Raw genomic sequence first — 13,781 nt, 5'->3', positions numbered from 1 at the left:
TTTAATATTCAACCGGGATGGGGTCGATACTTCTCCACATATACCAAGTAGCAACCGTACGCCACGGGGCCCAGTTTGCTGCCACCTCCCTTGCCTCATGGCGGCTAACAGGTTCGCCACTGAAGTAATTGAGGGAAATAGCCTTAATTAGGCCAACATCGTCCAAAGGCAGGATATTAGGGCGAATCATATTAAAAATCAGGAACATTTCAGCCGTCCAGCGCCCAATTCCCCGAATAGAGCTCAATTCCTGAATAACGCCCTCATCGTCCATATCTTTCCATTGATTGGCGTGGAGGCGCCCAGAATTAAAGTGATCAGCCAAATCTCGGATGTATTCCACCTTACGACCCGATAAACCAGCAGCTCGTAATTCTTCTACGGTAAGCGCCAAAATATTTTTGGGGTTCATTTTTTTCTTGCTAGTAATTACCACCCTATCCCAAATCGTCTGAGCAGCAGCGACAGAAATTTGTTGCCCTACGATTGCTCTGGCCAATGTTGTAAAGGCATCGCCACGAGTTACCAAAAAACCAGAACCATATTTCGGAATGATTTTTTTGAGAATACGATCCTGCTTCATAAGCTCGCGACAAGCTTGCTCCCAATACTCTGGGGCAATTTCTTGCAAGATTGATTTTTCTTTTACCGCAGTCACTAAGTTCTTCGCCATTCTGTGGTGCCGCCCGGCTTATCTTCTAAGACTACACCTTGATCTAATAGTGTCTTGCGAATGGAGTCTGACTTAGCAAAATCTTTCGCTTGCTTAGCAGCCAAACGTTGGGCAATGTGTTCCTCAATTTGAGCCGCACTTAAACCGCTCTCTTGTTTTGATCCTGCTTGTAAGAATTCGGTTGGGTCACGTTGCAAGAAATTGAGCGAAGCTGCCAGGGACTTCAATGTGCTAGCTAGCGCCTGTTTCTCGGCATCCTGGGCACGATTGACCTCACTTGCAAGATCAAAAAGCACAGCAATGGCTTCTGGGGTATTAAAGTCATCATTCATGGCCTCTGCAAAGCGTTTAGCCCAAGGGTTATGCGGATCCAAAGAATTGCTTTTAGCTGGGGCTTGAGCCAAGGCTGTATAAAGCCTTACTAAGCCAGCGCGCGCCTCTTCCAATTGTGCATCGCTGTAATTGATTGGACTTCGGTAATGCGCCTTGAGCATGAAGAAACGCAGCACTTCAGGATTAAAACTTTTAAGTACGTCGCGAATTAAAAAGAAGTTGCCTAAGGATTTAGACATCTTCTCTTCATTCACACGAATATGGCCGTTATGCATCCAATAATTGACGAATGGGGCATCGTTGTCTTTACGGTCCTTGCCATACAAAGCGCCTTCACTCTGGGCAATCTCATTTTCATGATGAGGGAACTGCAAGTCAGCACCGCCGCCATGAATATCAAAATGTTCGCCCAATAAGTCACAAGACATTGCTGAGCACTCGATGTGCCAACCTGGTCGACCCTCACCCCAGGGCGAGGCCCAGCGGGTATCTGCAGGCTCCTCAGGCTTGGCGCTCTTCCAGAGTACAAAATCCAACGGGTCTCGTTTGCCGCCAACAATTGCAACGCGTTCACCCGCATTCAGTTCATCTAATGACTTGCCAGAAAGCTGGCCATATCTTGGTAGCAAACGTACCGCAAAATTAACGTCACCATCATCTGCTTGGTATGCCAATTCATTTTCAATAAGCTTACCAATCATGCCCTGCATCTGAGCAATGTAATCCGTTGCTCGCGGTTCTTGATCGGGATGCATTAAACCCAACTCATCAGAGTCAGCATGCATCGCATCAATAAAGCGATTGGTCAGCGCAGAAATGGGTTCGCCATTTTCAATGGCGCGGTTAATAATCTTGTCATCAATATCGGTGATATTACGGACATAAAGAACTTCATAACCGCTGGCCCGCAGCCAACGGACAACCATGTCAAACACGATCATGACCCTAGCGTGGCCAATGTGACAGAAGTCATAAACCGTCATACCGCAGACATACATCTTCACCTGACCCGGTACGATGGGCCTAAATACCTCTTTGGAGCGGCTAAGGGTGTTATAGATTTGCAGCATATAGCTATAAAGGTGGGGCAAGGAGCGCCAATTTGTTAGACTGAGCGCTGAGTATATCGAATGAGCCAGTTTTATACCCCTTCCCCTATGCCTGCAACCATCCCAGCACCACAGCTAACCCCGATCAAGATCCTTGCTGCAATATTGGCGGCGGTATTCATTACGGGGTGCAGCACTCCCGCCCAACAGCGTGCGGATACGGAAATTCAGGTGGCAAATGCCCAGGCAATGAAATCCAGCGTAGGAACACCTCAAGGCTATTCAGGGGGTTACAGCCCAAATGACCCTCCGCGACTATCGGCCGATATTCCTTATGACCCACTCAATTCAGGACTCTCTGAGACCGTGGCGCTACCTTTGTTGTCTTTCTTGATTATTGAGCCAGACCCCATTACCAAAAATGCAGTGCCTTCCGACGTTGAAAAACTCGTGAAAGCCCGTAAATTTGAAGATGCTATTGATTTGATTAATACTCAACTCAAAAAGACACCTCGTAATGTGCAATTGCGTTTTGTAAAGGCTCGGGTACAAATTGAAATGCGTCAATTTAATCAAGCCAAAAAAACCTTGATTGAAATTACCCAGCAATTTCCGGAGTTGCCAGAACCTTACAACAACCTAGCAGCAATTTCTGCTAACGAGGGCAACTGGATTGAAGCGAGAGATTATTTAGAACTCGCTCTCAAGCTACGTCCTAGCTACGCGATTGCCTCGGCCAATTTAGGTGAAATTTATATCCGCCTGGGCGCACAAGCCTATGAGAATGCAGCAAAAAATACGCAACTCAATCAAGGCCAATATACCAGGCGCTCTAAGGCTCTATTGGATATCTTGAAGCCCTCACAAAGCCGCCAACTGAATCGAATAGCCAATCCGCCCGCAGAAGCAACTAATACTCCATCCACTAACCTTCCAGAAAGTAGATCTAAATAATGACCAAAGTACTGTTAAAAACCAATCAGGGTGATATCACTCTGAGCCTTGATTCTGAAAAAGCGCCTAAGAGCGTTGCGAACTTTTTGCAATACGTAAAGAGTGGTCACTATGATGGCACTATCTTTCATCGCGTGATTAATAACTTCATGATTCAAGGTGGTGGCATGACTGCCGGTATGAAACAAAAGCCTACTGGCGCAGAAATTGAGAACGAAGCAAATAATGGCCTCAAGAACGATCGCTACACCGTAGCTATGGCTCGTACTAGCGACCCACACTCAGCTACTGCGCAATTTTTTATCAATGTAAATGACAATGATTTTTTAAATCACACTGCACCCAACGCCCAGGGTTGGGGCTATGCTGTTTTTGGTAAGGTTATCGATGGTATGGATATTGTTGATACTATTCGTAAAGTAAAGACTGGCAATTCAGGCTTTCACCAAGACGTACCAAGTGAAGATGTCGTCATTGAGAAGGCAACCGTTCTCGAGGAATGATCCCGCAATATTCGAGCGCACTGCTCATCTCGGATATACACCTGACGCCGTCAATGCCCTTGACGGCGCAACGCTTTTTTGACTTCTGTGAAAAAGATGCGCCCAAGGCGCAGGCTGTTTTTATTCTTGGCGATCTATTTGAATACTGGGTCGGAGACGATGCGGCCTCGAACTCTCCATTTCAGCAAGAGGTGCTTCACGCCCTCGCCAATCTTTCAACAAAAACCAAAACCTACTATATTCACGGCAATCGTGATTTCTTAATAGGTTCTGCCTTTTTGAAAAAAACTGGTATGACCTTATTAGCAGACCCCTCTTGCGTTGAAATCGCTGATAAAAAATATGTTCTGTGCCATGGGGATGCCTTATGTACAGCAGATGTTGGCTATCAATTATTCCGCGGCATAGTGAGAAAACCTTGGATACAAAAGTTATTCCTGAATATGCCACTTCACTGGCGGCGCTCTATTGCCAATCATCTTCGCAGCAATAGTCATGCTCAATATCAAGTTGAGGCAAACAAGTCACCCTTAAATAATCAGATGAGGACCAATGTCACATTGGAGGCTTGCGCTGCATTGGTTCGAGATCAATCCGTAGAACAGTTAATTCATGGTCACACTCACTTGCCTGCGCATCACAAGGAGCAATTGGGCGAGCAAACTTGGCAACGTTGGGTTCTGTCAGATTGGGACTTAGATCATCCTGAAAGGACTACCCCCAGGGCCAGTGCTTTATCAATCGATAGTCAGGGTGTGCGCTACCTTGATCTGATTAAAGCGTAATCAGGTCACTCAATCAGTACTTAGGTCTTGGAGTATTTGGATAAGCACTGAACCATCTGTGCAAAGATTCTGGGATTAGCAGCCATTACTTCACCGCTTTTCAGAAAACCTTCTTCGCCACGGTAGTTACCTACCAAACCACCGGATTCAGTAATCAATAAAGCACCTGCTGCCATATCCCAAGGCTTGAGATCGCTTTCAAAGAAGCCATCGTAACGCCCTGCAGCAACATAGGCTAGATCCAAAGATGCTGCACCAGGACGACGTAGGCCAGCACACTGACGCGACATCTCTGCAAAGATTTTTAAATATTTTTCTAGGTCTTGGTCTTCACGATATGGAAAACCAGTGCCAATCAAAGAGCTCGCTAAGCGATCTTGAGTTGCAACACGCAATCGACGGCGATCTAAATATGCGCCTGCTCCACGAGTAGCGGTAAATAACTCATCGCGAGTTGGATCGTAGACTACTGCCTGTTGGGTCACGCCATTTACGGCCAATGCAATTGACACTGCATATTGCGGAAAGCCATGAATAAAGTTGGTTGTGCCATCTAATGGATCAATGATCCATACATTCTCTGCATCGATATTATGTTCGCCAGTTTCTTCAGCCAAAAATCCATGGGTTGGATAAGCCTCACTGAGCGTTTCAATGATTGCCGCTTCTGCGGCTTTATCCACCTCGGTTACGAAATCATTGTGCTGTTTACGATCAACCTGTAAACGCTCTAAATTAAGAGACGCTCGATTAATAACAGTTCCAGCACGACGGGCGGCCTTTACGGCCACATTTAACATGGGATGCATAAGTATTGATGGACAAATTAAATAAGAACGAGCCTGTAATATTGTCCAAACTGCATGACAATACGAAGCTAATACCCTGATTCTAAACGATTAGCGCTTTGAGCACCCCTAGAAACCCATGAGTCACCCATGAATCACGATAAATTCGAATCAATCCGCTGGGTTTTAGTCAAAACCAGTCATCCTGGAAATGTAGGCTCAGCAGCCCGGGCCCTGAAAACGATGGGCTTTAGCGATCTGCGCCTTATCAATCCCAAAATCAAAGATATTGCTAAACATTCTGAAGCGATTGCATTGGCAAGTGGCGCCCTCAATATTCTCGAATCCTCCCAGGAATCAAGCTCTTTATCCACAGCTATTCAGGGATGCCCTCTTGTACTTGGCCTCACCAGCCGAGATCGCGAATTCGGCCCTCCAGCGCTCGATTGGGAGTCGGCTCGCACCCTGATTCAAGAAACCGTTATGAATCACGGGGAAGTTGCACTAGTCTTCGGGCCCGAGAGAACTGGCCTGGATAACGAACACCTCGCCTTGTGTACCCATAGGGTTTGGCTAGAGGCTAATCCAGACTACCCGTCTCTGAATTTAGCCCAAGCCCTAATGGTCTGCGCCTATTCACTTAGAGAGCGCCTGAGTGAGGCTGAGGACCTAGCAATGCTGGCAAATCGGGAAAAATTAGCTGAATTAGCCGATCCAGCTGCAGTTGCAGCTATGCTCGATCATTGGCGTGAAGGTCTTGAGGCTATTGGTTATCTAGACCCGAGCAACCCCAAAAAACTCATGCCCAGGCTACAAGCATTATTTGCACGAAGCAGACTGCACAAAGAAGAAATTGATCTCTTACGTGGCATCGCCAAACAGATGCTCCTGAGAAAATAAGCACATCCCGTTAAAATCAATCTATGTTTAATTCACTATTCGACCAAGTCGACTCCATTATTGCCAGGGACCCTGCTGCAAGAAATCGCCTTGAGGTCATTACTTGCTACCAAGGTCTGCATGCAGTTTTCTTCCACCGCATCTCTCATTTTTTATGGAATATTGGTTTCAAGTGGATTGCACGCGTCTTATCTATGATTTCACGGTTTATTACCGGTATTGAAATCCATCCGGGAGCAAAGATTGGTCGTCGAGTATTTCTGGATCACGGCCTTGGCATAGTTATTGGTGAGACTACCGAAATTGGCGATGATTGCACGATCTATCAAGGCGTGACCTTGGGCGGCACCTCCCTATACAAAGGCGTTAAGCGTCATCCAACTCTGGGTAAGGGTGTGGTTGTGAGTGCGGGCGCAAAAGTACTTGGTGGCTTTACCGTCGGTGATGGTGCACGGGTTGGATCAAATGCAGTTGTCTTAAAGGAAATCCCTGCTGGTGCTACTGCCGTCGGAATACCTGCACGTATTTTGCATCCGGATCTACCGCAAAGCCCGGATAGCAAAACAAAAGAATATTTTTCTGCTTATGGCGTTACGCCAAATGTGGATGATCCAGTCTCAATGGCACTCAAGGGATTAATTGATGCAACCATTGAACAGGAAGCCAAAATTGCCGCACTAGAAAAGGCATTGGCCAAGTTGAGCAATACGCCTACAGATGCTTCAGGTACAAGCGATACCAAGCGCGACCTTGATGCCATTAAGGAATGGCTTAAAGAGTAATTCGGAGTTTGTTTAGTGCAGTGTGCGTGGGTTTGGAGTGCTTGATCCTAATGCAGCTCCCGGAAACTCATCCTCATCGGCATCATCTGCAACGTCGTTTGGCATGCCAAAAGTAAAACCCTCCCCGCCTTCCGGTAGACGATTTTGGATTTCATTCTCGGTGGCCGCACGGACATCTTCAACCTGTACCCAAAAACGCAATGCCATACCTGCTAAGGGATGGTTACCATCAAGCACTACTTGATTGTCTGCAACATCAGTAACGGTGTAAATCAGCGGCTCATCATCTGCATCTGATTCTTCTGCAACGTCTGATTCTTCATCTGCATCCGGTATACCCTCAAATTGCATACCCACTTCGAGTGGCTCTGGGAAACGGGTGCGTGGTTCGATCTTCAGAAGTTCTGGATCATACTCACCAAAAGCCTCATTAGGCTCAAGTTGAATAGCAGCCTCATACCCAATATCTTGGCCATCCAAAAGGGTTTCTATTTTCGGAAAAGTCCCCTCATACCCACCGTGCAGGTATACCATCGGAGAATCTGGTTCTTCAATGACATTATTTTGCGCATCGGTTAACTTATAGCGAAGGGATACGATAGTATTTTTTTCAATCTTCATGCGAAATCTGTCAAACATTCGTTTTTAATGGGTTTTTACTAAGCTTTTACTTTATGACTTCATTTTACTTGAGCAACCCTTATCAGCCGCCTCAGGCACCCCAAAATCTACCTCTCAATGAGCCCTGGGCATTATTTGGAGGCATTAGCCCTGATTTGTTCATGAAGCGATATTGGCATAAAAAACCTTTATTAGTCCGCGGAGCAATACCCGCATTTGCCTTAGCCGCTCAAAGTGATGAGAGTCTTGATAGCCCCATATCACCAGATGAGCTAGTCAAGCTTGCTTGCCAAGACAATGTTGAATCTCGCCTCGTAAAAGCGGGTCCGTGGAGTCTGAGCTCTGGTCCATTTACGAAAAAATCCATCCCCTCATTCAATAAATCTCATTGGACGCTGCTGCTGCAAGGTATGGAAGCTCATCACCCTGCCGCCGCGAAAATTTTGTCCTGGTTTCGCTTTATCCCAGATGCACGTCTCGACGATTTAATGATTAGCATTGCTGGAGTTGGCGGTGGTGTCGGACCTCATTTTGACTCTTACGACGTTTTTTTGATTCAGATGTCTGGCAGAAGGCAGTGGCAAATATCAGAACAAAAAGATTTAAGCCTAAACCCCAAGCTACCACTCAAAATTTTGCAGCGGTTTAAAGCTGAGCATAACTGGGTTCTCCAGCCGGGCGACATGCTTTATCTACCACCTCATATTGCCCACGATGGCGTTGCACTCGACGCAGGTTGTCAAACTTGGTCCGTTGGCTTTCGCTCTCCCAGCTTTAAAGAATTACTACAAGAGGGGCTATGGAGCATTGCTGAGTCTCTAGAAAACATTCCTGAACTTGAGCAGAAATTTACTGATCCAATGCAAAGGGCAACTGCTAGTGCAGAGCAGCTTCCAAAAGAACTGATTAAGCAAATTGAAGTAAAACTTCGCCAACTGAAGTTGGATCAAGTGGATCATTTTTTACCCGGCATTACTGCCTACCTATCAGAACCAAAACAGCAGGTCTATTTTGATGGACCAAGCAAGCCACTCAGCGCCAGTCAGTTCTCCAAAAATCTTGGCTTGAAGAAGCTCATCCCTCACGCTCAAACTCGCATTCTGAGTCTTGGTAACGAGGTGTTTTGTAACGGTGAGAATATGAACCAAGGTCAGACCAAAGAGATTACTAATGCCTGGCAAGCTCTATCGGCCAAAAAAGTACTTTCACCCAGAAAAATCCAAGGGGTGGAAAAGTCTAGCCTCTATGAAGCCTATATTGCTGGATGGCTTATTTTTGAGAGTTAGAAGCAATGATGGATATAATTGGTACTGGAAATCACCTAAGGGCAATCCCTAGGATTTTTCAGCACAATTACCGGTAATTGTTGTTACATTTTTTAAGAGGAAATTACAAATGAAGAAATCACTCGTATTCGCAGCAATGTTAGCTATCGCCTTGGCCGCTTGCGGTAAAAAAGAAGAAGCAAAACCTGCTGCAGCTCCTGCTGCTGCTCCAGCCGCTCCTGCTGCTGAAGCTCCTGCTGCTGCACCTGCTGCTCCAGCCGCTCCTGCTGCTCCTGCTGCTGACGCTAAGAAGTAATATTCTTCTTGAAGAAAAAAGCCGCTTCAGAGCGGCTTTTTTGTTAACTTAAATTATTTATTTACTCAATTGATCTGTCAGCAAAGTTAATAGCTGAACACCAGCCTGGCTATTCTCAGGTTTTCCATCGGCATCTTGCACATAAACATTTGCTGAATTCTCGCCAGCGCTCTTCACGATCACCTGATACTTTTTGGCCTGTAATTTGGAATCATCTTTGCTACTAAAGAGATTGGAGAAGAATCCTTTGGTATCCCCCACGTCCTTAGCATTTACATAGCGCACATAGTAAACACCGCCGGAACGATTACGATCTTCAACCGTAAAGTTAGAGCGATCCAAGGCTAGACCAACATCACGCCAAGAACGATCAAAACCAGTACTCAACTCAATATAAGCTTGCTTATTAGCTTCTTGCATTAACTTAGCTTTAGGATTTTTCGGACCCAAAGGCACTGCAACCATCGCTTTAGCTTGCTCTTGAGTCATGCCAAGACGCTCCATGAGGCGCGCTAAAAATACTGCTTCTAACTCTGGATCATTGGGACGGCTAGTCCATACCGTAGAGTTACAGGCTCCACCGTCTGTAATACACTTTTCAAGAGCACCTTTTTGCGTAATGTAAATCTCAGTTTCATTTGGCTTAGGAGCCTCAAGACGAGTTTTGTATTTATCACGCTCACCAGTGTCATAAAGAGTATCCAGGAATCCGCCAAGTGTGGAACGTAGCCAATCCTGAGGAATCTTGCTGCGGTTTTCTGCCCAATCGGTTTCCATGATGCCAGTAGATGGTGAATCAACAACCAATAAGAAGCCATTTTCCTGCCAAAAATCCTTAACCTGCGGGTATAACTCTGTAGCTGGTTTATCAACCACTAGCCAGCGGCGCTCGCCATCTCGAGCTATACGCATACCAGGGATGCCAGTCATGACGTTGCTGCGCATCTGCACAGATTTTTTCATCGCTGCGTTATATTCCGACATCGTTGCAGTGCCGTCTTGAACAATGTAACGACGATCGGCCTGAGCAGTAATTAAGTCCGGTGGATAAGATAAATTTGGGCCGCGCACTGCCCCTGTGCTCTTGTAATCCACGGTATCGTTGCTAGTAAGCGATTTACAAGCTGTCAAGACAACAGCGGCCATAATCACCAGGCCAAGAGTTGCCGTGAACCGGCAAAGTAGTTGCATCAAACTCATCATATCAAGTCAGCCTGTTTTAATGCTGCCTTCAAAGGCTCACGTAAAGACGCGCTCAAAGGGGTTAACGGCAAGCGAATGCCTGCAGTGATCATACCCATTTCATGCAGAGCCCATTTCACTGGAATTGGGTTTGCCTCTGTGAACATTGCTTTATGAACTGCCAACAATTTGTATTGAATCTCGCGGGTCTTTTTTACATCATCAGACATTGCTGCAACGCATAGCTCATGCATTAAGCGAGGCGCCACATTGGCTGTTACTGAAATATTGCCTTTACCACCCATCAGCATCAACATTGCAGCCGTTAAGTCATCGCCTGAAAATACTGAGAAATCACTATGGCCTGCACGCTTTAAATCAGCGAGCAACAAAGTGCCCCGCTCTAAGCTACCGGTGGCATCTTTAATCGCAATAATTCCCGGTACACCAGCCAAACGGACAACAGTATCACCAGCTAAATCTGCTACCGTACGGCCCGGAACGTTATATAAAATTACAGGTAGGTCAACAGACTCTGCAATTTTTTTGAAGTGGGCATACATGCCCTCTTGAGTTGGCTTGTTGTAATAAGGAACTACTTGCAAGCTAGCATCAGCGCCGACTTTTTTAGCAAACTCAGTCAACTCAATGGCCTCGATTGTAGAGTTGCCGCCAGTACCTGCAATCACAGGAATGCGGCCAGCAATATGCTCTACGGTAACGCGAATCAATTCACAATGCTCTTCTACAGAGACAGTTGGAGATTCTCCGCTCGTGCCAACAATCACAATGCCATCAGAACCTTCGGCAACATGCCAATCTAATAAAGAGCGCAAGCTGGCGTAATCCAGGCTGCCATCTTCGTACATCGGCGTAACAATAGCCGGCATGCTACCGGAAATGGTTTTTTTACTGCCTTTGGATTGAACTGTATTTGTCACCGAATATGCACCGATATTGACTGTCTTAACCTTGAAATTGTAACGGAATGCGCTCTTTTAACATGCCTTTTACAGCACAAAGGCGCTGAACCATGGCTGGTTTGGGGTCATCCACACAAATGTCCTCATAAGCAAGGACTTTGAGCCCATGACGAGCAGCAAAAGCCAATAATTCCCCTGAATTTAAGAGGAAATTAGGGTTAGATGGTTTGCCAAATTGCTCATTGCCTTGGGCAAAAGTTTCATAGATCAAGATCCCACCATCCTCTAAAAGATCAGGCAAAGAATCGATATGGGGGCGATATAGGTAATTAGTCACCACAATGCCATGAAAGCTAGCTCCATGAAGGGGCCAGATATCTTGCTCAAGATTTAGGCATTTTGGGGTAATAAAGGAGGACTGAATAGTCTCGATCGCACTGACATCTTGATCAACCGCTAAGACTGAATAAGCTAAATTGGCTAATAGCATCGAATGGCGGCCAGAACCACAAGCAAGATCAAGAACAACTCCACCCTGAGGAATGAGTGGTGCAAATCGCACCACCCAGGGGGATGGCTTCACAATCGGATCGTGCACAGAAGGCAAACCAAAGGCCTTAATCGTAGTCAAGGCCCATTGCTTCACGGACCTCACGCATTGTTTCTTGCGCAACCTTACGGGCCTTATCACAGCCATCGGCAATGATTGAGCGCAACAAGCTTGGGTCATCTAAATATTTTTGAGCGCGCTCAAACATCGGTTGCTGCTCAGCTAAAATTGCATCAATCACTGGTTGTTTGCACTCAAGACAGCCAATACCAGCAGACTTGCAGCCTTTGTCTACCCATTGCTTAGTTTCTTCATTGGAGTACACGGTATGCAATTGCCATACCGGGCATCGTGCCGGATCACCGGCATCGGTCCTGCGAACACGGGCAGGATCCGTTGGCATCGTTCGAATCTTCTTGATAACTTCTTCAGGCTGTTCGCGAATGCTGATGGTGTTGCCATAAGACTTAGACATCTTTTGCCCATCTATGCCTGGCATCCGTGATGCAGCAGTGAGCAAAGCTTGCGGTTCAGGAAGAATGATTTTGCGTGATCCCTCCAAGAAACCAAACAATCTCTCGCGATCAGCCATCGATAAGCTTTGTGCCTCTTGGAGCAAGGCTTTTGCTTGTTCTAGCGCTTCATCGTCGCCACGCTCCTGAAATGCCACACGCAATTCGGCATACATTTTGGCTCGCTTGCTTCCCAGCTTCTTGACTGCTTCTAAGGCTTTTTCTTCAAAACCTGGTTCGCGTCCATATAAATAATTAAAGCGTCGTGCGACTTCACGCGTCATTTCCACATGAGGAACTTGATCCTCGCCAACTGGCACAAATTGCGCACGATAAATCAAAATATCGGCAGCTTGTAATAGGGGATAACCCAGAAAGCCATAGGTTTGAAGATCTTTTTCTTTTAACTTTTCAATCTGGTCTTTATAGGTTGGAACCCGCTCAAGCCAGCCCAGTGGAGTCCCCATCGACAGTAATAAGAACAGCTCCGCATGCTCGGGCACTTTGCTCTGAATAAACAAGGTTGCTTGGTTTGGGTCTACACCCGCCGCCAACCAATCAATCACCATGTCCCAAACTGACTGCTCAATCACATCTGGGGTGTCATAGTGCGTGGTTAAGGCATGCCAATCAGCAGCAAAGAAAAAGCATGGATACTCGGATTGCAAACGCACCCAATTCTTGAGCACACCATGATAGTGGCCAAGATGCAAATTACCCGTAGGTCGCATACCAGAGAGAACGCGTTCAGCAAACATCTTTATTCTTTATCTTTGTTGTTAATGAATTAATGAAAGACAGACCACACTGGCGTGAGGTGATCTGGTAAATGCGGCAAATTACCTAAGTCAATGTGACTCTCATTTGGATCATGAAAATCCGATCCCCGTGAGGCTAAGAAACCATATTGTTGTGCAATCTTCCCAAAAGTTTGGTACTGGTCTGGGCTATGGCTTCCGGTAATCACTTCAATGGCTAAGCCACCAATATCTTTGAAATGTTTATACAGCTCGTCCATCTGCATTGCGTTAAGCCGGCTATAACGTCCTGGGTGAGCAATGACGGCTACACCACCAGCCGCCTTAATCCAGGCAACCGCGTCATCTAATGTTGCCCACATATGAGGAACATAGCCTGGCTTATCTTCAACCAAATAGTTTTTGAATACATGCTCTGTATCGCGGCAAACACCCTGCTCTACTAAGAAACGTGCAAAGTGAGTGCGCGAGATCAGCTGGTGATTGCCGGCGTATAGCAAAGCACCCTCATACGCTCCCGGAATCCCAACTTTAGCTAATTGCTCTGCCATCAATTGAGCACGATTACCTCGACCTTCGCGTGTTCGACGCAAGCCCTCAAGAATACCGAGATGGTCAGCATCAATACCGAGCCCAACAATGTGAATGGTTTGCCCCATCCAAGTCACTGAAATTTCTACACCAGCAAGGTAATCAATATTTAAAGCACTAGCCGCATCACGAGCGCGTTGCTGACCACCTAATTCATCATGATCAGTTAGCGCCCATAAATTCACTCCATTTGCTTTAGCGCGCTCTGCAAGTACTTCAGGCGTTAAAGTGCCGTCAGAAACTACTGAATGGCAATGTAAATCGGCGTTAATGGAGGAAAGGCTACTCATGACCCT

16 protein-coding genes are annotated in these 13,781 nt (G+C 46.3%); 7 read left to right on the top strand and 9 right to left on the bottom strand.

What is annotated here, in order from left to right:
* Window position 1: 1 nt before the first annotated feature.
* Both ICN17_RS07940 and cysS read right to left on the bottom strand, forming a co-directional pair.
* Window positions 2-673: a DNA-3-methyladenine glycosylase gene (locus tag ICN17_RS07940; RefSeq protein ID WP_216236964.1), complete on the bottom strand. Its 672-nt coding sequence runs from the start codon at window positions 671-673 to the stop codon at window positions 2-4.
* Window positions 658-2,076, bottom strand: a complete 1,419-nt coding sequence (gene cysS, locus ICN17_RS07935) for a cysteine--tRNA ligase (RefSeq protein WP_216236963.1) — start codon at window positions 2,074-2,076, stop codon at window positions 658-660. Before cysS ends, ICN17_RS07940 begins: the two co-directional genes overlap by 16 nt.
* Before the next feature lie 60 nt (window positions 2,077-2,136).
* Between cysS and ICN17_RS07930 the strand changes: the two genes are divergently transcribed.
* Genes ICN17_RS07930 through ICN17_RS07920 form a run of 3 tightly spaced genes read left to right on the top strand, consistent with a single transcriptional unit; the run spans window position 2,137 to window position 4,297 of the window.
* Entirely contained in the window at window positions 2,137-3,009 is an 873-nt protein-coding gene (locus tag ICN17_RS07930) for a M48 family metallopeptidase (RefSeq protein WP_255538364.1), read from the top strand.
* A complete protein-coding gene (locus tag ICN17_RS07925) occupies window positions 3,009-3,512 on the top strand; it encodes a peptidylprolyl isomerase (RefSeq protein WP_087909900.1) in 504 nt (167 codons plus the stop codon). The genes ICN17_RS07930 and ICN17_RS07925 overlap by 1 nt, the downstream gene beginning before the upstream one ends.
* On the top strand, window positions 3,509-4,297 hold the full coding sequence (locus tag ICN17_RS07920) for a UDP-2,3-diacylglucosamine diphosphatase (RefSeq protein WP_216236962.1): 789 nt from the start codon (window positions 3,509-3,511) through the stop codon (window positions 4,295-4,297). The genes ICN17_RS07925 and ICN17_RS07920 overlap by 4 nt, the downstream gene beginning before the upstream one ends.
* Window positions 4,298-4,317: 20 nt before the next feature.
* Here ICN17_RS07920 and ICN17_RS07915 read toward each other — a convergent pair whose 3' ends face one another.
* A complete protein-coding gene (locus ICN17_RS07915; RefSeq protein WP_087909898.1) occupies window positions 4,318-5,106 on the bottom strand; it encodes an inositol monophosphatase family protein in 789 nt (262 codons plus the stop codon).
* Window positions 5,107-5,235: 129 nt separating this feature from the next.
* On the opposite strand from ICN17_RS07915, the gene ICN17_RS07910 reads away from it, so the two are divergent.
* The gene (locus ICN17_RS07910; protein WP_216236961.1) at window positions 5,236-5,985 is read left to right on the top strand and encodes an RNA methyltransferase; all 750 of its coding nucleotides are present in this window, start codon (window positions 5,236-5,238) and stop codon (window positions 5,983-5,985) included.
* 23 nt (window positions 5,986-6,008) lie between these two features.
* Window positions 6,009-6,767: a serine O-acetyltransferase gene (gene cysE / locus ICN17_RS07905; RefSeq protein ID WP_216236960.1), complete on the top strand. Its 759-nt coding sequence runs from the start codon at window positions 6,009-6,011 to the stop codon at window positions 6,765-6,767.
* A gap of 12 nt (window positions 6,768-6,779) precedes the next feature.
* Here cysE and ICN17_RS07900 read toward each other — a convergent pair whose 3' ends face one another.
* On the bottom strand, window positions 6,780-7,388 hold the full coding sequence (locus ICN17_RS07900; protein WP_216236959.1) for a peptidylprolyl isomerase: 609 nt from the start codon (window positions 7,386-7,388) through the stop codon (window positions 6,780-6,782).
* Window positions 7,389-7,441: 53 nt separating this feature from the next.
* On the opposite strand from ICN17_RS07900, the gene ICN17_RS07895 reads away from it, so the two are divergent.
* On the top strand, window positions 7,442-8,674 hold the full coding sequence (locus tag ICN17_RS07895) for a cupin domain-containing protein (protein WP_216236958.1): 1,233 nt from the start codon (window positions 7,442-7,444) through the stop codon (window positions 8,672-8,674).
* 109 nt (window positions 8,675-8,783) lie between these two features.
* Window positions 8,784-8,969 (top strand): hypothetical protein, encoded by a 186-nt coding sequence (locus ICN17_RS07890; protein ID WP_216236957.1) that lies wholly within the window; start codon window positions 8,784-8,786, stop codon window positions 8,967-8,969.
* A gap of 57 nt (window positions 8,970-9,026) precedes the next feature.
* Here the strand turns inward: ICN17_RS07890 and bamC are convergent, their stop codons facing one another.
* The 5 genes from bamC to ICN17_RS07865 form a co-directional block, all read right to left on the bottom strand.
* Window positions 9,027-10,172, bottom strand: a complete 1,146-nt coding sequence (gene bamC / locus ICN17_RS07885) for an outer membrane protein assembly factor BamC (RefSeq protein ID WP_216236956.1) — start codon at window positions 10,170-10,172, stop codon at window positions 9,027-9,029.
* Window positions 10,169-11,041 carry a 4-hydroxy-tetrahydrodipicolinate synthase gene (gene dapA, locus ICN17_RS07880; protein ID WP_216237598.1) on the bottom strand — a complete coding sequence of 291 codons (873 nt, stop codon included), beginning with the start codon at window positions 11,039-11,041 and terminating at the stop codon, window positions 10,169-10,171. The genes bamC and dapA overlap by 4 nt, the downstream gene beginning before the upstream one ends.
* Before the next feature lie 76 nt (window positions 11,042-11,117).
* Window positions 11,118-11,639 carry a class I SAM-dependent methyltransferase gene (locus ICN17_RS07875; RefSeq protein ID WP_370625981.1) on the bottom strand — a complete coding sequence of 174 codons (522 nt, stop codon included), beginning with the start codon at window positions 11,637-11,639 and terminating at the stop codon, window positions 11,118-11,120.
* A gap of 52 nt (window positions 11,640-11,691) precedes the next feature.
* Complete coding sequence (locus ICN17_RS07870) at window positions 11,692-12,894, bottom strand: tryptophan--tRNA ligase (protein WP_216236954.1); 1,203 nt, start codon at window positions 12,892-12,894, stop codon at window positions 11,692-11,694.
* Window positions 12,895-12,923: 29 nt separating this feature from the next.
* Window positions 12,924-13,775 carry a 3',5'-nucleoside bisphosphate phosphatase gene (locus tag ICN17_RS07865; protein ID WP_216236953.1) on the bottom strand — a complete coding sequence of 284 codons (852 nt, stop codon included), beginning with the start codon at window positions 13,773-13,775 and terminating at the stop codon, window positions 12,924-12,926.
* Window positions 13,776-13,781: the final 6 nt, after the last annotated feature.

Origin of the sequence: Polynucleobacter sp. 73C-SIWE (assembly GCF_018882465.1) — a bacterium.
Taxonomy (GTDB): domain Bacteria; phylum Pseudomonadota; class Gammaproteobacteria; order Burkholderiales; family Burkholderiaceae; genus Polynucleobacter.
Note: the sequence above shows the minus strand (reverse complement) of the source record. Positions and strands in the feature narration are given on the sequence as shown.